This is a genomic window from Pseudomonas morbosilactucae (genome assembly GCF_023241665.1).
Lineage (GTDB): Bacteria > Pseudomonadota > Gammaproteobacteria > Pseudomonadales > Pseudomonadaceae > Aquipseudomonas > Aquipseudomonas morbosilactucae.
This window is the reverse complement of record NZ_JALQCX010000005.1, coordinates 39858-60032: the sequence shown is the minus strand read 5'-3', so window position 1 is coordinate 60032 and position 20175 is coordinate 39858. Positions and strand designations below refer to the sequence as shown.

Here is a 20175-nt window from a genome sequence, read left to right as displayed (position 1 = left end):
GTGCCGCGGTCGCCAGCCCGGGCTGGCCGACCCTGGGCGTTATTGCGCCTTGCGTGGGATCAGCACCATTTGTGCGGGAATGTGCCGCAGGATCTGGCGCTCGATCTTCAGGTCGAAGGTGCTGTCCAGTTTTTTCACCCGCTTGCTCAGCAGCGTGGCCAGCCACGGGTAATCCTGGGTACGGGGCGCCTGGATGCTCACTTCACACTCATAATTCACGACATCGGTGGCAATCGCGTCCAGTTGTCGGCGCAGTTGCTTGATATCGCGGATGTTCAGCGCAATGGTGGTGCTTTCCGCCGTCGGGTCGATCAATTTGGCCACTGGGCGAGCTTCGGCGGCTTTCAGGGCGGCCTCGGCCTGGTCCAACTCGGCTTTGCGAGCGTGGGTGATGGCGCTGTTGACGCCACCGGTCAGGGCCGGCGCCTTGGGCATCAGCGCCCGGGCACGGCTCAGGGCCGTAGCGGCGGCGTTGACGTCACCTTTTTGCAGGACGATCTGGCTGCGCTGCAAATAGGCTTCGGCCAGCTGGCGCTGGTATTGCTCAAGCTGCGGATCGTTGGGCGACTGGGCCTGCAACGCTGCCAGTTGGTCTTCGGCGGTGGCCAACTCGCTGCTGGCGATGTTTTGTTCCAGCTGCGCGATGGCCGTGGCCCGTGCATCCGGGACCTGGGTGGCCGCGGGCGGCGTGCTTTGGCAGGCTCCCAGCAGCAGGGAAAATGCAACAAGGAGCAGATAACGGGAGGCGAACGGCTTCATTCCTGCGACTCTCTAATTGCGCAAAAAGCGAGCAAGTCTACACCCCTCGACGGGGCAGAACAAAACTCAGCAGAAACAGTGCGGCGGCAGTGACCACAATCGACGGCCCGGCCGGGGTGTCCTTGAACCAGGACAAGGCCAGCCCGCCGCACACCGCGAGCATGCCCAGCAGGCTCGCGCCCAAGGCCATCTGCTCCGGCGACCGGGCGTGGCGCTGGGCTGCTGCCGCTGGAATGATCAGCAGCGAGGTGATCAGCAAAACGCCGACGATCTTCATCGCCACGGCAATCACCACCGCGATCAGCAGCATCAACGCCAGGCGCAGGGAGGCCACGGGCAGGCCTTCGACCCTGGCCAGTTCCTCGTGCACGGTGATCGCCAACAGCGGTCGCCACAAGGACACCAGCAGCAACAGCACCCCGGCGCTGCCGCCGAGGATCCAGGCCAGGTCGCCGGGGCTGATCGCCAGCAGGTCGCCAAACAGGTAGGCCATCAGGTCGATGCGCACTTCATGCATGAAGCTTAGTACCACCAGGCCCAGGGACAGGGTACTGGGCGCGAGAATCCCCAGCAGCGTGTCGGATGCCAGGGGTTGGCGTTGTTGCAGGGTCACCAGCAACACCGCCAGCAGCAGGCAGCCGACGGTCACGGCCACAGCCGGGCTGATGTCCAGCAGGAAGCCCAGGGCCACGCCGAGCAGCGCGGCGTGGGACAGGGTGTCGCCAAAATAGGCCATGCGCCGCCAGACCACGAAGGACCCCAGCGGGCCGGCAACCAGCGCCAGGGCCAGGCCTGCAAGCAGGGCGTAGAGCAGAAAATCAGCCATGCTTGCAGCTTTCTCCGTGAACATGGGCGTGGCCGGTCGGGGCCTCGGCAACCACTGACCCGTGCAAATCATGGGCGTGGTCGTGGTGGTGGTGATAGATCGCCAGGCTTTGCGCGTTCTTGCCGAACAGTTCGACAAAGGCCGGGTCGCCGCTGACCTGCTCCGGGTGCCCGGAACAGCAGACGTGACGGTTCAGGCACACCACTTGGTCGGTGGTGCTCATCACCAGGTGCAGGTCGTGGGAGACCATGAGTACGCCGCAGCCGTGGCGGTCGCGCAGGCGTGTGATGAGGCTGTAGAGCTCGGCCTGGCCGGCCACGTCGACACCTTGCACCGGCTCGTCGAGCACTAGCAGTTCGGGTTCGCGCAGCAGCGCCCGGGCCAGCAGCACACGCTGCATTTCACCGCCGGAAACACTTTGCACCGGGCTGTCGATCACCTGCTCGGCGCCCACTTCCTTGAGCGCCGCCAAAGCGCGGGTGCGGTCCACGCCCGGCACCAGGCGCAAAAAGCGCAGCACCGAGAGCGGCAAGGTCGGGTCGACATGCAGCTTCTGCGGCATATAGCCGACTCGCAGTTTGGGTTTGCGCCAAACGCTGCCGCTGTCGGGCTTGAGCAGGCCGAGCACGGCCCGAACCAGGGTGGTCTTTCCGGCGCCGTTGGGGCCGATCAGGGTGACGATCTGCCCCGGCTCGACGCTGAGTTGGATGTTATCCAGGACGTTTTGCCCGGCAAAGGTCACCGCGACCTGCTCGAGGCGGATCAACGCAGTGCTCATCAAGCCCCCTGGCAACCCGAGCAGAGGCCGACCACTTCCACGGTCTGGCCTTCCACCACGAAGCCGACGTCGCGGGCGCTGTGGACAATCGCGTCGCTGATGGTTTTTTGTTCAAGCTCGATGGCGGCGTGGCATTCCCTGCAAATCAGGAACTGGCCCTGGTGTGCATGTTCCGGGTGGTTGCAGCCGACGAAGGCGTTGAGGGATGCAATGCGGTGCACCAGGCCGTTTTCCAGAAGGAAGTCCAGGGCCCGGTACACGGTGGGCGGCGCGGCGCGGCGACCGTCCTGCTCGCTGAGTACCGCGAGGATGTCGTAGGCGCCCAGCGGCTTGTGGCTCTGCCAGACCAGCTCGAGCACCCGCCGGCGCAGTGCCGTCAGGCGCAGGCCTTGCCGGGCGCACAGGGCGTCGGCCTCAGACAGTGCGCTGTGCACGCAGTGAGAGTGGTCGTGGGGACGGCTGGCAAGGGGTGTTTTAGGCATGAGCGGCGACGAGGTTTGTGAGAGACGTTATTATGTTACCCGTTCTCGCCTCTTCGAGTGTCCATCGTGTCCAGACTTTTTAGCCTTTTTGTCGCTTTTATCCTCGCGTGGTCCGTGATGGGTGCCGCTCAAGCCGAGGTGCGGGTGCTGACCAGCATCAAACCCCTGCAATTGATTGCCGCCGCCGTACAGGACGGTATTGCGGTGCCTGAAGTGCTGTTGCCGCCGGGTGCATCGCCCCATAACTACGCATTGCGGCCTTCCGATGTGCGCAAGGTGCAGTCGGTGGAGCTGCTCTATTGGATCGGCCCGGACATGGAAGGCTTTCTGCCCCGCGTCCTGAAAGGCCGGAGCCTGCCGTCGGTGGCGGTGCAGGACCTGCCGGGCATGAAGCTGCGGCGTTTTGCCGAAGACAGCCATTCCCATGCGGACGAAGCCGACGAGCATGATCACGATCACCGCCCGGGCAGCCTGGATGCCCACCTGTGGTTGTCCACCGTCAACGCCCGTGTCATTGCTGCCCGTATGGCTGCTGACTTGAGTGCAGCCGACCCGGCCAATGCTGCGCGTTATGCCAGCAACCTCAAGGCGTTCGATGAGCGCCTGGATGCCCTGGACGGGCGCTTGAAAAGCCGCCTGGCCCGGGTCGCCGGCAAGCCTTACTTCGTCTTCCACGAAGCCTTCGATTACTTCGAAGACGCCTATGGCCTGAAGCACGCCGGTGTTTTCAGCGTGGCCGCCGAGGTGCAGCCAGGCGCGCAGCACGTGGCGGCAATGCGCAAGCGCCTGCAGGAAGTGGGCAAGACCTGTGTGTTCAGCGAGCCGCCGTTGCGCCCTCGGTTGGCAGAAACCCTGGTGGCGGGCTTGCCGGTGACACTGGCGGAGCTGGATGCGCTGGGCGGGTACACGCCAGCTACAGCCCAAGGCTATGAGCAGGTGCTGGATAAGCTGGGGAATGACCTGGCAGGCTGCCTGGAACAGCTTTAAGCCGGGATTGTTGCGCAGCGCTTTTCGCGGGCAAGCCCGCTTCTACAAACGAGGGGTCGTTCCCATGGTGGCGGGCGACACGAATCTGTAGGAGCGGGCTTGCCCGCGATGCATTTCAGAGGGCAAACGGCAGCGCGATGTGCACCTGTTGGCGCTGGGCCAGACGCTGCTGGAACTCCATGGGGTCGTGAATTAGCACGTCCTGGCCGGCGAAGCTTTCGGCGGCGATCAGTCGCGACAGCCAGAAGCGTACGCAAGCCACGCGCAGCATGGTCGGCCACAACTCGGCCTCCGCCGCCGTGAACGGCCGCAGTGCCGCGTAGGCGCCGAGCAAGGCCCGCGCCCGCTGGCCGTCGAGCACGCCATCAGCGTCCGAGCACCAATCGTTCAGGGCAATGGCCACGTCGTAGAGCATCGGCCCCGAGCAGGCGTTGTAGAAGTCGATCAGCCCGGTCAGGTGCGTGCCTTCGAACATGGCATTGTCGCGGAACAGGTCGGCGTGGATATTGGCCCGAGGCAGCGCCAGGATCGCGACTTTCTGCGCGACGATTTCATCCAGTGCCCGTTGCAGCAGGTCCTGGGCCTGAGGGTTCAGGTGGGACAGCAGTTGCGCGCCCTCGGCCTGCATCCAGTCCAGGCCGCGATCGGTTTTGCGCTTGATCATGTTGTCTTGGGTGGCCACGTGCAGGTGGCCGAGCAGCTCGCCGACCTGGGCACAATGCTGGGCGTTGGCTTCCTTGATGTGCTTGCCTGCCAGGCGTGGTTGCAGCAGCGCCGGCTTGCCTGCCAGTTCCCGCAGGGCCACGCCGTCGGTGGTGCGCAGCGCATAGGGCACTGGCAGGTCGGCGTTATGCAGCACGTCGAGCAGCTCGATGAAGAACGGCATTTCCTGGACCGGGCCGCGCTCGACCAGGGTCAGGACGAACTCGCCCTGTTCCAGGCTGATGAAGAAGTTGGTGTTTTCGCTACCAGCGGCAATCCCCTGGAAATCGAGCAGGCGGCCGAGCCCGTAGGGGGCGAGAAAGGTTTCCAGCTCGGGCCGAGCCAGGGGGGTGAACACAGACATGGTTAAAAACTGCCAGTACGGGCGCCGCAGTCGAGCCAGCGCCAATTGAAGTCAAGAGCGGTTTACCACTCAAAAATTTTCCACGCCGGGATCAGCATATCGGGCTGGTCGGAGCGGATGAAGTTGCCGTCGGAGCCATCAGCACGCACCAGGAAGTAGGGTTTACCGCCCTTGGGTGTGATCTTGATGGCGTACAGGAAACCGTTTTGGCGGTACTCCTGAATGGTCTTGTCGCCTTCCGTGCGAATGGTGACGTCCGGATCCGCTGAAGGCGCATCCTCCGCCGCAATCGCTGCCAAGGGTACGATTGCAATCAAGCCGGCCAGCAGCAAGCGATTCAGTGTGCGCATGATAACCTTGTCCCTTTGTCGTCAACGGTCCCGCTATTCTAGCGCCGGACCCGCCGAAAAGGTTGATCGTGCTCATGAGCCAAGCCCCCCTCGTCCTGGTGGACGGTTCTTCTTATCTGTACCGCGCGTTTCACGCGTTGCCGCCGCTGACCACCTCCAAAGGCCTGCCCACCGGCGCGGTGAAGGGCGTGTTGAACATGCTCAAGAGCCTGCGCAAGCAGTACCCGGACAGCCCGTTCGCCGTGGTGTTCGACGCCAAGGGCGGGACCTTTCGCGACGACATGTACGCTGACTACAAAGCCAACCGCCCCAGCATGCCCGACGACATGCGGGTGCAGATCGAGCCGCTGCATGCCAGCGTGATCGCCCTGGGCTTCCCGCTGTTGTGCGTTGAAGGCGTAGAGGCGGACGACGTGATCGGCACCCTGGCCCGCAGCAGCGCGGCGGCCAACCGGCCGGTGGTGATCTCCACCGGCGACAAAGACATGGCGCAGTTGGTCGACGGGCACATTACCTTGGTCAACACCATGTCCGGTAGCAGCATGGATGTGGAGGGCGTGAAGGAGAAATTCGGCGTCGCTCCCGAGCAAATCATCGATTACCTGGCGCTGATGGGCGACTCCTCTGACAACATCCCGGGCGTGCCGGGCATTGGTCCCAAGACCGCTTCCGGCCTGCTGGTGGGGGTCAACGGTGGCCTGAAGGAGTTGTACGAGCAGCTCGATATCGTCCCGACCTTGCCGATCCGTGGGGCCAAGACCCTGCCGGCCAAGCTCGAAGAACACAAGGAAATGGCCTTCCTCTCTTACCGTCTGGCGACCATCAAGGTCGATGTGGAGTTGGACGTGGGCCTGGACGACCTGCATTTGGGCGAGCCCGACCGCGAGAAACTGGCCGAGCTCTACAGCGTGCTGGAGTTCAAGAGTTGGCTCGACGACTTGCAACGCGATGCCAAGCGCGTCGAGCTGAGTGGCGTGGCTCAGGGGGAACTGGCGGTCGATGAGTCGGCGCCTGCCGAAGCCGAGGCGCCGGTGGCTGTCGAAGTGCAGTACGAAACCATCCTCGACCAAGCGCGTTTCGACGCCTGGCTGGCGAAGTTGAAGAGCGCCAAGCTGATAGCCTTCGACACCGAAACCACGGGTATCGATGCGCAGCAGGCGCAGTTGGTGGGCTTGTCGTTCGCCGTACAGCCAGGCGAAGCCGCCTATATCCCGCTGACCCATTCCTATATCGGTGTGCCGGACCAGTTGGACCGCGACACCGTGCTGCTGGCCTTGAAGCCGCTGCTGGAAGACCCGCAGCTGCTCAAGGTCGCCAGCACGCCAAGTTCGACATGAACATCCTGGCCAACTGTGCCATCGGCGGCGACCAGGCCAACGGTATCAACGTGCAGGGTGTTGCGTTCGACACCATGCTTGAGTCCTATGTGCTCAACTCCACAGCGACCCGTCATGACATGGACAGCCTGGCCCAGAAGTACCTGGATTACGCCACCACCAGCTTCCAGGACATCGCCGGCAAGGGTGCCAAGCAACTGACTTTCGACCAGATCGCTCTCGAACAGGCCGGGCCCTACGCCGCCGAAGATGCGGACGTGACCTTGCGTCTGCACCAGAACCTGCACCAGCAACTGGCCGCGATCCCGACCCTGGCCAGTGTCTTGACCGACATTGAAATGCCGCTGGTGCCGGTGCTGGCGCGAATCGAGCGCCAGGGTGCCCTGGTGGATGCCGAGTTGCTGGGCGTGCAGAGCATCGAGCTTGGCGACAAGATGGTGGCGCTTGAGCGTGAAGCGTTCGAGATCGCCGGTGAAGAATTCAACCTCGGCTCACCCAAGCAACTGGGTGCGATCCTCTACGAAAAGCTTGGTTTGCCGGTGCTGAAGAAGACCGCCAAGGGCCAGCCATCCACCGCCGAAGAGGTGCTGGCCAAGCTGGCGGAAGATGACTATCCGCTGCCCAAGGTGCTGATGCAGTACCGCTCCATGAGCAAGCTGAAAAGCACCTACACCGATCGCCTGCCGGAGCAGATCAACCCGCGCACCGGTCGCATCCACACCTCTTACCACCAGGCCGTGGCGTCCACCGGGCGTTTGTCTTCCAGTGATCCGAACCTGCAGAACATCCCCGTGCGCACCGCTGAAGGGCGGCGCATCCGTCAGGCGTTTATCGCGCCGAAGGGCTACAAACTGCTGGCGGCGGACTATTCGCAGATCGAGCTGCGAATCATGGCTCACCTGTCCAAGGACGAGGGCCTGCTCAATGCCTTCCGCAATAACCTCGACGTGCACACCGCTACTGCAGCGGAAGTGTTCAAGGTTGAGCTCAAGGACGTCACCTCTGACCAGCGCCGCAGCGCCAAGGCCATCAACTTCGGCCTGATCTACGGCATGGGCGCACAGAAGCTCGGCAAGGATATTGGCGTCGACACCAAGCAAGCTAAGGCCTATATCGACACCTACTTTGCACGCTACCCGGGGGTTCGCGAATACATGGAGCGCACCCGTGCCCAGGCCGCGGATCAAGGCTATGTGGAAACGTTCTTCGGGCGTCGGCTGTACCTGCCCGAGATCAACTCCAACAAACCTCAGGAACGCGCTGGCGCCGAACGTACGGCGATCAACGCGCCGATGCAGGGCACTGCGGCGGACATCATCAAAAAGGCCATGGTGGCGGTGGATCAATGGCTGACCGCGTCGGGCCTGGATGCCAAAGTCATCATGCAGGTGCACGACGAATTGGTCCTGGAGGTCCGTGAAGACTTGGTGGACCAGGTTCGCGAAGAAATCCGTGGCTACATGAGCGGTGCGGCAACCCTGGACGTGCCGCTATTGGTGGAAGTGGGCGTGGGTAACAACTGGGACGAGGCTCACTAACGCGCTTTTTCAGGGCTTTTGAGCGGTTTTTACCGCGGCAGGGTGTCGCGGTAAAAACTGGCGAAGGGCTATTAGCGCAGAACATTTTATTGGTTATTTCCAATAGTTTTTGCAGCGCTGCGGAACTAACTCAGTGAAAGCCGACTCAGAGTTACTGAATGGCTGGTGAAGCCCTTCGATGCTCCTATGTTGTGTTAAGTGTTGGCAGATATCTGGACCCCGCCCTAGCGGTCCGGAACTTGAACCCCGAACTTCCCCCTCCCCATACGAAGTCCGGGGTTTTTTTTGCCCGAAAATTGCCTGTGGAATGACCATGCTGCGTTAAAAGCGCGGTGCGAAATGCTCATTTACAGCCAGTAAACTCCGCTTTCGCACCACGCTTTTGCCTTGCCTGATCACCCCACAGACAGTTTTCCTCTAATTTCTTTCTAGCGCTTAGGCTTCTGCTTCTTCGGCGCCTTTGTCTGCCAGTTCCATCCAGCCCGCCAACACAGTGTAGGCCTCTTCCAGGCCCATGCGTTTTGGGGCGGAGAACAGTTGGATGGTGATGGTGTCGCCCCAGCCTTTACGAATTTCTGCCTGCACCTTGAGCAAGGTGTTCTTGGCGGCGCCGTAGGTGAGCTTGTCGGCTTTGGTCAGCAGGATGTGCATGGGCATGCCGCTGGCGACGGCCCAGTCGAGCATCAGCAAGTCGAAGTCGGTCATTGGATGACGGATGTCCATCATCAGAATCAGGCCTTTCAAACTCTCGCGGCTGCCCAGATAGGCTTCCAAGTGACGCTGCCAGTGCTGCTTGAGCGGGATGGGTACTTTTGCGTAACCGTAGCCGGGCAGGTCGACCAGACGGCGATCGTCGTCTAGCTTGAAGAAGTTCAACAGCTGTGTGCGGCCCGGAGTTTTCGAGGTCCGCGCCAGGCTGGCGTGAGTCAGGGTGTTCAAAGCGCTGGACTTGCCAGCGTTGGAACGGCCGGCAAAGGCCACTTCAAAGCCTTCATCGTCTGGGCACTGGTCGACTTTGGCGGCGCTGAGCATGAAGGTGGACTGTTGGCACAGGCCGAGGATGGGGTTTTTCAGTTGCATGGGATTTCCGAGAATAGGGGCGGTGCCGAGAATGGGTGCGGCAAGCGGTGTCGTTTCCGTTTCAGTAGCGCCAGTATATAATGCCGCAGATTTTGTGTGTGCTTTGTCCCAGCGTAGGGCGAAGTTCACGAGAGCGACAGACCTTGATTGCGCATTAGAACGCAACACGCTCTCAACCCTGAATAGGTCGTTTTATGACGAAATGGCTGCTAGCTGCCGGTGTCTTGATGCCGCTTTACAGCGCTCAGGCTACACAGGATCCGGAAGCTGTGTACAACCGTGTTTGTGGGGCTTGTCATTCCGGCCAACTACCCACGGCGCCCCGCAAGGGCGACCAGGAAGCTTGGGCGCCGAGGCTGGCGCAAGGTATGGAGACGCTGGTGCAACACGTAACCCAGGGTTTCAAGGCGATGCCGCCGCGTGGTTTGTGCATGGACTGCAGTGCCGAGGATTACCAAGTCATCATCCAGTGGATGAGCGAGTGATCCCGGTCCATAACTCTTTAACCCTTAGCCGTAGTTGGATTAGCTGATGAACAAATTAATCGTGAGTCTGCTGTTGACCTTGGGTATCACAGGTGTTGCCCATGCTGCAGGCGATGCTGCTGCCGGTCAGGCGAAAGCCGCTGTCTGTGGTGCCTGCCACGGCCCTGACGGGAATAGCATGGCGCCAAACTTTCCAAAGCTTGCGGGTCAGGGTGAGCGTTACCTGAACAAGCAGTTGCACGACATCAAGTCCGGCAAGCGCCAAGTATTGGAAATGACCGGCCTGCTGACCAACCTGAGTGATCAGGACATGGCCGACATCGCCGCCTACTTCGCCAGCCAGAAAGGCAGCGTCGGGGCTGCGGATCCCAAGGTCGTGGCTCGCGGTGAAGAGCTGTTCCGAGGTGGCAAGCTGGACCAGGGCATGCCGGCCTGTACCGGTTGCCACTCGCCTAACGGCACGGGCAACGCAGCGGCCGGTTTCCCTCACTTGGGTGGCCAGCACGCGCAGTACGTGGGCAAGCAGTTGACCGACTTCCGTGAAGGCAACCGCACCAACGATGGCGACACCATGATCATGCGCAGCATCGCGGCGAAGCTGAGCAACAAGGACATCGAAGCGGTATCCAGCTACATTCAAGGTCTGCACTAAAACGCGTCTGGTCGGCATCGTCGCTGGCGCATGATGGCGGCGATGTTAATGGTCGATTAATCTGACGGTGCAAGCATAAAGGGTGGCTCAGGCCGCCCTTTTTTATGGCGTCTGCCGCTACACTAGCGAACTCAAGCCCGCCATGACCTGTCTGAAGCCAGGTCGCGCGAGGCGACCTAATTGTTCAGGAGTAAAGCATGCGTAATCTGATCCTCAGCGCCGCTCTCGTCACCGCCAGCCTGTTTGGCGTGACCGCTCAAGCCGACGAGCCCCTTGTAGCCGGTAAACAATTTGTTGAGTTGAGCAGCGCCGTTCCGGTTGCGGTGCCTGGCAAGATCGAAGTCGTCGAGCTGTTCTGGTACGGCTGCCCCCATTGCTATGCGTTTGAGCCGACCATCAATCCATGGGTTGAAAAACTGCCTGCCGACGTGAACTTCGTGCGTATTCCGGCGATGTTCGGCGGTATCTGGAACGTTCACGGCCAGTTGTTCATCACCCTGGAAGCCATGGGCGTCGAACACAACGTCCACAAGGCGGTATTCGAAGCCATCCACGGTGGCAAGAAACTCGCCACGCCGGAAGAAATGGCTGACTTCCTGGCGGGTGAAGGCATCGACAAGGGCAAGTTCCTCAGCACCTACAACTCCTTCGCCGTCAAAGGCAAAGTCGAGGACGCCAAGAAGAAGGCCCAGGCCTATCAGATCTCTGGTGTGCCGACCATGGTGGTCAATGGCAAATACCGCTTCGATCTCGGCAGCGCCGGTGGTCCTGAAGGCGTGTTGAGCGTGGCCGATCAGTTGATCGCCAAAGAGCGAGCGGCCAAGTAAGCGGCGCCCCGCCATGTCGCGCTGGGGTAATGAACGGCTGGTTGGCCTGCATGATGCGCAGGTCAATGAGCATCATCTGACGTCGACTGGGCTGCCGGCCGATAGCCGTTTACGTTTACTCAGCTTCAACATCCAGGTCGGTATCAGCACCGAACGTTATCGTCATTACCTGACCCGTGGTTGGCAGCACCTGCTGCCCCACACCGGGCGTGCCGACAATCTGCAAAAAATCGGCAACCTGCTGGGCGACTTCGACCTGGTGGCCCTGCAGGAAGCCGATGGCGGTAGCCTGCGTTCAGGCTACGTCAATCAGGTGGAACACCTGGCCCAGCTGGGTGCCTTCCCCTATTGGTATCAACAACTCAATCGCAACCTGGGACGCCTGGGCCAGCACAGCAATGGCGTGCTCAGTCGCTTGAAGCCCTGGGCGATTGAAGATCATCCGCTGCCTGGCCCCAAAGGCCGGGGGGCGATTCTCGTGCGTTTCGGCGAAGGCCCTGAAGCGCTGGTGGTGGTGATGATGCACCTGGCGCTGGGGGCTCGAACCCGCACCCGGCAGCTTGCGTATATCCGCGAGCTGATCGGCGGCTACCGGCATCAGGTATTGATGGGTGACATGAACACCCACGCCAGCGACCTGCTGGAGCACTCGCCCTTACGCGACCTTGGTTTGCTTGCGCCACAACTGGAAGCGACGTTTCCCAGTTGGCGCCCCCAACGCTGCCTGGACCACATTCTGCTCAGCCCCAGCCTGACTCTGGAGCGTGTCGAAGTCCTGGCCCAACCCATTTCCGATCACCTGCCGGTCGCGGTAGAGATTCGTTTGCCGGGTTTGCTCACGGCCGATGCCCTCCCCGTGTTGAGCACTGCCCCTCGCGGATCCGATGAATGAGCGACGACGCCCAGCGCTGGAAAGAGAAATACCTTAAAAGCATCGAACAACAGGAAAAGCTCGAGCGTCGTTGGGATGCCCGCCTCGACTTGCTGCGTCGTGGCCTGGTGCGCAGCACCCTGGCGGCAGAAGGGACTGACCGCGCCGTCGACCAGTGCATGAAGGAAATGCGCGACGTAGTGCGTAGCGACGACATGGATGCGGGCCTGGCAGCCTTGTTGCCGCGCCTGGAAAAAGCCGTGCTCGACTCCGAGCAGCGCCGCGAAACCCGAATGAATCAGATGAGCAGCGCCCTGACGGCCCTGGTCACTCAGCTTCAGGCTTTGCCACTACCCCGGGAAGTCAGCCGCCCGCTGAAGAAGTTCGCCAAGCAGCTGGACAGTCGGGTCAGTCAGGCCCGAGAGATTCCTCTGCTCCTGGGCGAACTCAGTGGCTTGCAGGGTCAGGCCCTGAGCGTGCTGGGCAATCCTGAGGAGGAGACGAACCGCCCCGGGTTCCTCCAGCGCTTGTTCGGCGCCCGTGAGGCAGATTCGCAAGACGCTGTCAGCGAAGCCCCGGCGCCGAGTTCGACCCCCGCGACAAAGCCATCGCCATCAGCATCGCCAGATGATGAAGACGCCGACGATGTGATGCCTGCGTTTGATCCGCCGCCCGCTTCGGTGCCTGCCAAACCGGCCTCGGTGACACCGGTACCGTCGGTCATGGACCAACTGCCGGCTACAACTCTGATCCAGCCCGGCATCGAGGGATTGCCTGAGCTCGACCCAGAGCCAGAACCAGAACCTACGCCCGCGCCGGCCTCCTCGACAGCCCCCGAACCGCTTGCGGAAGCACCGCCGGCGGCGCAGGTCACGGCCTTTGTACCTCCGGTGCTGCAGCCCGAACCTGCTGTCGCAGCGCCTGCTGTCGCAGCGCCTGTTGTCGAGGCCGATCAAGCGCAAAGCCCGTCAGCCGAGCCGCCCGCACCTGTTGCCGTGGCCCCCTCGGAGCCGACACCGGAAGCGTTGCTCAATCCTGACGAACTGCTCCCGCCTTCACCGGCGACCGAGGGCAGTACGCCATCCGTGGCGCTGCTCGACAGCCTGCCCCTGCCGGCGGTCATGGCCGAAGCCCTGGCGGCGATCGACCCTGAACAGCCTGAAGAGGACGTGCTCTACGCCCTGCCGGACTCGCCAGAACCGTCCTACAGCTCGGTGGCCAAGCACATCGAAAGCACCTTGCTGGGGCTGTTGGATGACCTGAGCCTGCCCGAACGCCATCGGCCCCAGGCGGAAGCCATGCGCGATCGCCTGGAGCACGGCCTGAATTGGTACGAACTGCTGCCGATCCTCGATGACCTGGCCGTACTGATGCTGGCGATCACCGACAGTGGCCAGCATGAATTCGAGACTTACCTCAAGCAGCTCAATGAGCGCCTGGAGTCTTTCCAGAACAATCTGCAGGCCGCCAGCGAAGGGCATGCCGAAAGCCATTCCGCCGCCCGGGCCATGGACAACCAGATTCGCGAGCAGGTCGATGGCCTGCAAAGCAGCGTCCAGGAAGCCGCCGACCTGGATGACCTCAAGCAGGTGCTGGAGAGTCATCTGGAAGGGCTGCTAGGCACCATGGACCAGCACCAGAAGCAGCGCGACGAGCGTGAGCGAGAAGTCGCCACACGCTTGCAAAGCCTGGCGGAGCGGGTCTCAAGCATGGAGCAGGAGGCCCAGGGTTACCGTGAGCACCTGGAAGAACAGCGGCAGAAAGCCCTGATCGACCCCCTCACCGGCTTGCCCAATCGCGCCGCTTGGAGCGAACGCCTGGAGCACGAAGTCAGCCAGTGGCAGCAGCACGGCAATACGCTGTTGCTGGCGATGCTGGACTTGGACCACTTCAAGCGCATCAACGACAACTATGGCCACCTGGCCGGCGACAAGGTTCTGAAGATCATCGCCAGCGTGTTGCGCAAACGGCTGCGGGGCAGCGATTTCATTGCCCGCTTCGGTGGCGAAGAGTTTGTGCTGTTGATGCCCAACACGCCCTGGCCGGTGGGCAGCCGGTTGCTGGAAGCCTTGCGAGCGGCCATTGAAGCCTGTCCGTTTCACTTCAAGGGCGAGCGTGTGACGATCACCGTGTCCATTGGCGTGAGCGCCTTCAAGCCGGGAGAACGGGGCGATCTGGTGATCAAAAGAGCCGATCAGGCGCTGTATCGGGCCAAAGACGCCGGCCGTAACCGGGTGGAATTGGGCTGACGGGCAGCCAGCGAATTTTGTATCAAGCCGCGCTTTTGCCGGTTCGGCTGGGGGCATTCCGTTACACTGTTGCATTACTGTCTTCAGCGTACTGCCCCTTGCCATGAAATTTCTTGCTCTCGCCTTCTCCCTTTTAGCCCTCGCCGGTTGCGCCAGCGGCCCGCGGATCGACACCAGCCACCCCTCGGTCAACTTCGACAACCGCGCGCAATTCATCGTGGTGCACTACACCTCCGCGTCCCTGGAACGCTCCCTGGCTTTGCTGACCCATGGCCAGGTCAGTAGCCATTACCTGATCGGCGATGACAAGGCCGCGACCGTCTACAAACTGGTGGACGAGAACTACCGCGCCTGGCACGCCGGCGAAAGCGAGTGGCAGGGCCGTACCTGGCTCAACTCCAGCTCCATCGGGATCGAGATCGTCAACCCGGGGTTCCGCGACACGCCCACCGGGCGCCTCTGGTACCCCTACAGCGAAGCGCAGATCCAGAACCTGATCGTGCTGCTCAAAGACATCAGCCAGCGCAACCGCATCTCGCCGCAGCACATCATCGGCCACAGCGATATTGCACCGTTGCGCAAGCTCGATCCGGGCCCGCTGTTCCCCTGGAAGCGCCTGGCGGAAGCGGGCCTTGGCCAGTGGCCCAATGCCCAGGCAGTGGCCGACCAGCAGGCGCTCTACGCGAACCAGTTGCCGAGTATCAGTTGGTTCCAGCAACAGCTTGCGCACCTGGGTTATGGCACGCCGCAGACCGGTGAGTGGGATGTAGCGACTCGCCACGTGCTAGCGGCCTTCCAGATGCACTATCGTCCGGCACGTTTCGACGGCACCCCGGACGCTGAAAGCGCGGCTATTTTGCAGGTGCTCAACCAGACAAAATAATGACGCCCGCCCGACGGTCTGCGCGCTTTCTCCATCAGCAGCTATAACTCATTGGTAATCCTTCGGATGTCCAATAATGCCCGCCCCTCGCGAGCCCTCGCGCACTTGGTTCCATCGCCCCTGGTTATTGGCGACGCTTGCGGCTGTGCTGAGTGCGGGCTTGCTGGTGGTCGGCAGTGGGGTGCTGGCGATGCATCAGGCGCGCCAGCGCGAAAGCCAGCAAATGAATGCCCAGGGGCAGCGCTTCCTCGAACGCCTTGAGCAGCTGTTCGGCCAACTGCGTGAAGGCTTGGACGAGCTGGAGCGCCAGCCGCTGCGAGAATGCAGTGGCGAGATGGTGGCGGCCCTGCAACAGGTCAGTTTCAGCTATCGCTTCATTTACGAAGCCGCCTATATCGATGCCACCCAGGCCTGTTCCAACTGGCCGCGCCAGGACAGCCTGGCGGCGGCGCGAGCCCCGGATATTCGCGGGCCAACCTACAGTTACTGGCTCAACACCTCCACCCAGCCCAACGAAAACCTGGCGGCCCTGATGCTCGGGCGCGGCAACTTTCGCGTCGCCACCTCCCGCGGCCATTTGACTGACATGGTGGACCTGCCGGCGGGCAGCAGCTTGATGGTGGTACTCGACCACGGCACCCGGGCCATCCCGGTGCTGGGGCTGGCCCAGGCCTGGCCACCGGCTGATGCCTGGCCGCGAAACGACCACGAAGCCCTGCAATTGACCCCGACCCAGTTGATCTACCGGATGCCCACCCGCACCCCGGAGTACCAACTGGTGCTGATTACCCCGCGCGCCAGCCTGCAAGCGGAAATGCTTGATGACTGGTGGTGGCTGTTGCCGGTGAGCCTGGTGTTGTCGCTGTTTATCGGCGGGCTAGTGTATCAGTTGGTGCGCCAGCGCCAGTCATTGGGCGCAGAGTTGCAGGGGGCGGTGCGTCGCGGCGAATTGCAGGTCCTGTATCAGCCGATCTTCGACCTCAGCAGCCGTCACTGCGTCGGCGCCGAGGCCCTGCTGCGCTGGCGGCGGCCGGACGGTACCTTGACCAGCCCCGACCTGTTCATTCCCCTGGCCGAGAACACTGGGCAGATCCGCCAAATCACCGATTTCGTCCTGCAACGTTTGCTGGAGCAACTGGGGCATCTGCTACGGGCCAATCCGCAGTTGTACATCTCGGTCAACCTGGCCGCCTGCGATGTCATGGTGCCGCGCATCGGCCTGGTCATGACCCGCCTGCTGGCCCTGCACAAGGTGGCGGCACGGCAGATCGCCTTCGAGGTGACCGAGCGTGGGCTGATCGACGTGGTGGTGGCCCGCGACAACTTGCAGGCCCTGAGGGACTTGGGGCATCAGGTGCTGATCGATGATTTCGGCACCGGTTATTGCAGCCTGGCTTACCTGCAAAGCCTGCCGGTGGATTGCCTGAAGATCGACAAGGCGTTTATCGACGCCCTGGGGCACGATGCCGCCAGCAGTGGCGTGGCGCCGCACATTATCCGCATGGCCCATGCCCTGCAGCTCAAGGTGATTGCCGAGGGTATCGAGTACGAGGACCAGGCTCTGCTGTTGAGCAGCGAAGGCGTGAGTTACGGCCAGGGTTGGTTGTTCGCCCATGCCCTGAGCGCCGTGCAGTTCATCGAGTTGATTACCCGTGGGCGAAGACTGGCGCCCCGGCGCATCGACGACGAAGCCTGAGCACCCGCCCTAAAGCGGCAGGGCCAGGTAGAACTGGGTGCCTTGCCCAGGCCGCGAATAGACCCCCATGCGCCCGCCGTGCAATTGCACAATCTCCTTGCACAAGGCCAAGCCCAACCCCGCGCCGCCCTTCTTGCGTCCGACCTGGACAAAGGGTTCGAAAATCCGCCCTTGCTGGCCATAGGCGATGCCTTCACCGTTGTCTTCGACGCTGACGATCACCCGTTCTCCGTGACGCCGTGCCTGCAGCTGGATCTGCCCGCCCCGGGGGGTATGGCGCAGGGCATTGTCGATCAGGTTGTCCAGCACCCGTTCCAACTGGGGCTGGTCGGCGTGCAGGCGTGGCAGCGGTGTTTGCAGGTCCATCAGCAACTCGATGTCCTGCTCACGGGCTTGCTCGCTGAAGCGATCACGGGCTTGTTGCAGCAGGTCCTCGAGGTCACAGGGGGCCAGCGTGAGTTTTTGCAGGCCGTTCTGATAGCGAGAGAAGTTCAGCAGGTCGTTGATCAGCTGCATCAGGCGTTGCATCTCTTCATTGACCGTATTGAGCAGGTCGGCCTCGCGGGACTCCTCGGAAAAGTGCAGGCGCTCTTGCAACAGCCCGAAGGCCATGTGCATGCCCGTGACGGGGGTACGCAACTCGTGGGAGGCCCGCAGCACGAATTCGCTGCGCACCCGTTCGAAGGCCCGCTGCTCGGTGACATCGTGCAGCACCATCACCGCGCCGAGAATATGGCCCTGGGTGTGGCTGACTGGGGTCAGGCTATAAGTCAGCAGGCGTGATTCGCCGTCGACCTCGATACTCAGGTCCTCCGGGACCCGCTCCAGGCCGCCGCCGCGCAGCACCATTTGCAGTTGTTCATCCAGCTCCGGGCGTTGCAGAGCGCTGCCCAGGCCCTGGCCCAGGCGATCTTCGTCCCAACCCAACTGGCGTTGGGCTACGGGGTTGAGGTGCTCCAGACGGCCCTGGCGATCGATCATCAGCAAGCCGTCGTCGATGCTGTCGAGCACCGCTTGCAGGCGTTGTTGACCGGCCAGCAGCTCATCGACATTGGTGGCCTGATGTTGGCGCAGGGCTTCGGCCATGATTCCGAAGCGGCGCGTCAGCAGGTTCATTTCCGCTGCCGAGGAAATAGGCAGGGTCACTTCGAAGTTGCCTTGGCCGATGTTATCCGCCGCCTTGGCCAGGGCCTCGATGGGCGCGCCGAAGCGTCGGGCAATGCCGTGAGCGGTGATAAAGCCGATGATCAGCACCGCCACGCCCACCAGCCCCAGTACCCCCGCCACCAACAACGCACGCTCGTGGGCCTGGCGCTCCAGCTCATTGATGTTGTCCAGGGCCTGCTTGTGCTCATTGATCAGGCCGCTGCGCAGGGTGTTGAAGCGTGCGGTCAGTTCGTCCTTGGTGCGGCTGTCGTTGGACTCGACACTGCGTTCGAAGGCATCAATGAATTCCAGGTAGTCACTGCGGGCCTTCTGGAAGCCACTGTCCACCCGGCTTTGCTGTTCATGGGCCAGGCCTTGGTCCAGCAACTGCAGGTAGTGCTGTTTGGAGGCGTCCAGGGCCCTGGGGTCGTGGGTGTCGCTGAGCATAATGATCAGATGGTCGCCCAGGGACTGGCGCAGCTTGAGACCCAGGTCCAGGGTGATGAAGTTGTCGCGGATCAGCGACTCCTGGGTCTTGGCCATCTGCATCACGCTGACCAGCCCCAGCAACAGCCCGAGCAGGGCCACGGTGATCAGCGCCGAGATGCTTAAAAACAGTCGCGTGCGCAGCTTCATCGCCAGTTTCATCGGGGGGCGCTCACAGGTTGTACTGTTTGCGTTTGCGATACAGCGTCGAAGCGTCGATGCCCAGGGTCTTGGCTGCCTGATCGAGGGTATCGCTGGTGGCCAGCACGGCGCCGATATGGGCCTTTTCCAGCTCGTCCAGGCTCAGGGCCGCGCCGATGCGCGGTGCGTTGTTGGTCGGTTGCTCGGCCATGCCCAGGTGACTGATCTCCACCCGCTCCTGAGGGCAGATGATGCTCGCCCGCTCCACCACGTTGCGCAGCTCGCGAATGTTGCCTGGCCAGCGGTAGTTGAGCATGGCCTCTCGGGCCTCGTCGCTGAAGCCTCGGGCCGGCCGCGCATACTCTTTTACGAAGCGCGCCAGGAACCGGTCGGCCAGGGTCAGGATGTCTTCGCTGCGCTCGCGCAGTGGCGGCAGGTGAAGGGTGATCACGTTCAGACGGTACAGCAGGTCTTCCCGGAAGCGCCCGTCACGCACCATGTCCTCGAGGTTGAGGTTGGTGGCGGCGAGGATGCGCACGTCGGCGCGGCGGGTCACTGGGTCACCGACCCGCTCGTATTCCTTGTCCTGGATGAAACGCAGCAACTTGGGTTGCAACGTCAGGGGAAAGTCGCCGATCTCGTCGAGAAACAGGGTGCCGCCGTCGGCTTGGTTGACCCGGCCCAGGGTGCTTTCGCTGGCCCCGGTGAACGCCCCGCGACTGTGGCCAAAGAGTTCGCTTTCCATCAGCTCGGCGGTCAGCGAAGGACAGTTGATGGTCACGCAGGATTTTTTCGCCCGCTTGCTCCAGCCGTGAATGGCCCGGGCAACTCACCCTTACCGGTGCCGGACTCGCCGAGGATGAGGATGTTGGCATCAGTGCTGGCCACTTGGCGGGCGGTTTCGAGCACCACTTTCATGGCCGGGCTGTGGGAATCGAGGCCGTCCTTGGGTTTGCGCACTTCGCCTTCCAGGGCTTCCAGGCGCGCCGAGAGCTGGCGCACTTCCAGTTGCTTGGCGGTGGCCAGGCGCAGTTGGTCCGGGCTGCAGGGTTTGACCAGGTAATCGGCAGCACCGGCCTGGATCGCATCCACGGCGGTGTCGACGGCGGAGTGTGCAGTGACGATGACCACACGCATCCACGGCGCCTGGATACGCATCTGCGCCAGCACGTCCAGGCCGTTGTCTTCACCCAGGCGCAGGTCGAGGAAGCACAGGTCGAACACCTGGCGCTGCAGCAAGGCATCGGCTTGGGCTGCGCTGTTGGCGGTGGCGACGGTGTAGCCCTCGTCTTCGAGGCAATAACGAAAGGTGCGCAGGATGGCGGATTCATCATCCACCAGAAGAATGCGGCCTTGATTTTCCGGCGCTGATTCCATGTCCCAGGCTCCTTTAATGAATAGTCTTCTTTAGTCCCGGAAAAATCGGGCAAGTTGCAATGTTAATTCTGATTGATTCGCCGGGGCGCCGGTTGGGTATCTGCGCCCGAAATAGCCAATTGTTTGAAATTTTTAGGGTTTCGCCCAGAAGCCCTTGGG

General features: G+C 62.2%; 16 protein-coding genes and 2 pseudogenes. 9 read left to right on the top strand and 9 right to left on the bottom strand.

What is annotated here, in order from left to right:
* Nucleotides 1-39: 39 nt before the first annotated feature.
* The 4 genes from M1B35_RS02220 to zur are packed head-to-tail and all read right to left on the bottom strand — an operon-like array spanning nt 40 to nt 2845.
* A complete protein-coding gene (locus tag M1B35_RS02220; RefSeq protein ID WP_268261108.1) occupies nt 40-759 on the bottom strand; it encodes a PA5502 family lipoprotein in 720 nt (239 codons plus the stop codon).
* A 37-nt stretch (nt 760-796) separates the two neighbouring features.
* Nucleotides 797-1585, bottom strand: a complete 789-nt coding sequence (gene znuB, locus M1B35_RS02215; RefSeq protein ID WP_268261107.1) for a zinc ABC transporter permease subunit ZnuB — start codon at nt 1583-1585, stop codon at nt 797-799.
* Nucleotides 1578-2363, bottom strand: a complete 786-nt coding sequence (gene znuC / locus M1B35_RS02210; protein ID WP_268261106.1) for a zinc ABC transporter ATP-binding protein ZnuC — start codon at nt 2361-2363, stop codon at nt 1578-1580. The genes znuB and znuC overlap by 8 nt, the downstream gene beginning before the upstream one ends.
* A complete protein-coding gene (zur, locus tag M1B35_RS02205) occupies nt 2363-2845 on the bottom strand; it encodes a zinc uptake transcriptional repressor Zur (protein ID WP_123328068.1) in 483 nt (160 codons plus the stop codon). The genes znuC and zur overlap by 1 nt, the downstream gene beginning before the upstream one ends.
* Before the next feature lie 66 nt (nt 2846-2911).
* Between zur and M1B35_RS02200 the strand changes: the two genes are divergently transcribed.
* Entirely contained in the window at nt 2912-3832 is a 921-nt protein-coding gene (locus tag M1B35_RS02200; protein ID WP_268261105.1) for a zinc ABC transporter substrate-binding protein, read from the top strand.
* A gap of 115 nt (nt 3833-3947) precedes the next feature.
* Here M1B35_RS02200 and M1B35_RS02195 read toward each other — a convergent pair whose 3' ends face one another.
* Together M1B35_RS02195 and M1B35_RS02190 are read right to left on the bottom strand one after the other, a co-directional pair.
* Nucleotides 3948-4898 carry a homoserine kinase gene (locus tag M1B35_RS02195; protein ID WP_123328070.1) on the bottom strand — a complete coding sequence of 317 codons (951 nt, stop codon included), beginning with the start codon at nt 4896-4898 and terminating at the stop codon, nt 3948-3950.
* A gap of 62 nt (nt 4899-4960) precedes the next feature.
* The gene (locus tag M1B35_RS02190) at nt 4961-5248 is read right to left on the bottom strand and encodes a DUF2782 domain-containing protein (RefSeq protein WP_123328071.1); all 288 of its coding nucleotides are present in this window, start codon (nt 5246-5248) and stop codon (nt 4961-4963) included.
* Nucleotides 5249-5322: 74 nt separating this feature from the next.
* Here M1B35_RS02190 and polA point away from each other — a divergent pair.
* Nucleotides 5323-8123, top strand: a pseudogene (gene polA / locus M1B35_RS02185) (DNA polymerase I).
* A gap of 435 nt (nt 8124-8558) precedes the next feature.
* Here the strand turns inward: polA and yihA are convergent.
* The gene (gene yihA / locus M1B35_RS02180) at nt 8559-9203 is read right to left on the bottom strand and encodes a ribosome biogenesis GTP-binding protein YihA/YsxC (RefSeq protein ID WP_123328073.1); all 645 of its coding nucleotides are present in this window, start codon (nt 9201-9203) and stop codon (nt 8559-8561) included.
* Between the two features lie 194 nt (nt 9204-9397).
* Between yihA and M1B35_RS02175 the strand changes: the two genes are divergently transcribed.
* From M1B35_RS02175 to M1B35_RS02145, 7 genes are all read left to right on the top strand, one after another.
* Nucleotides 9398-9688: a c-type cytochrome gene (locus M1B35_RS02175; RefSeq protein ID WP_123328074.1), complete on the top strand. Its 291-nt coding sequence runs from the start codon at nt 9398-9400 to the stop codon at nt 9686-9688.
* A 46-nt stretch (nt 9689-9734) separates the two neighbouring features.
* A complete protein-coding gene (locus M1B35_RS02170; protein ID WP_268261104.1) occupies nt 9735-10340 on the top strand; it encodes a c-type cytochrome in 606 nt (201 codons plus the stop codon).
* 197 nt (nt 10341-10537) lie between these two features.
* Nucleotides 10538-11167 (top strand): thiol:disulfide interchange protein DsbA/DsbL, encoded by a 630-nt coding sequence (locus M1B35_RS02165; RefSeq protein WP_123328076.1) that lies wholly within the window; start codon nt 10538-10540, stop codon nt 11165-11167.
* Between the two features lie 13 nt (nt 11168-11180).
* Entirely contained in the window at nt 11181-12059 is an 879-nt protein-coding gene (locus tag M1B35_RS02160) for an endonuclease/exonuclease/phosphatase family protein (RefSeq protein WP_123328077.1), read from the top strand.
* Nucleotides 12056-14287 (top strand): diguanylate cyclase, encoded by a 2232-nt coding sequence (locus M1B35_RS02155; protein WP_268261103.1) that lies wholly within the window; start codon nt 12056-12058, stop codon nt 14285-14287. Before M1B35_RS02160 ends, M1B35_RS02155 begins: the two co-directional genes overlap by 4 nt.
* Nucleotides 14288-14390: 103 nt before the next feature.
* Nucleotides 14391-15170: an N-acetylmuramoyl-L-alanine amidase gene (locus M1B35_RS02150; protein ID WP_268261102.1), complete on the top strand. Its 780-nt coding sequence runs from the start codon at nt 14391-14393 to the stop codon at nt 15168-15170.
* Between the two features lie 76 nt (nt 15171-15246).
* Complete coding sequence (locus M1B35_RS02145; protein WP_268261101.1) at nt 15247-16866, top strand: EAL domain-containing protein; 1620 nt, start codon at nt 15247-15249, stop codon at nt 16864-16866.
* A gap of 9 nt (nt 16867-16875) precedes the next feature.
* On the opposite strand, the gene M1B35_RS02140 is transcribed toward M1B35_RS02145, so the two are convergent.
* The gene (locus tag M1B35_RS02140) at nt 16876-18660 is read right to left on the bottom strand and encodes a KinB sensor domain-containing domain (RefSeq protein WP_123328081.1); all 1785 of its coding nucleotides are present in this window, start codon (nt 18658-18660) and stop codon (nt 16876-16878) included.
* A gap of 10 nt (nt 18661-18670) precedes the next feature.
* Nucleotides 18671-20016 (bottom strand): annotated as a pseudogene (gene algB / locus M1B35_RS02135) (sigma-54-dependent response regulator transcription factor AlgB).
* Between the last annotated feature and the right edge of the window lie 159 nt (nt 20017-20175).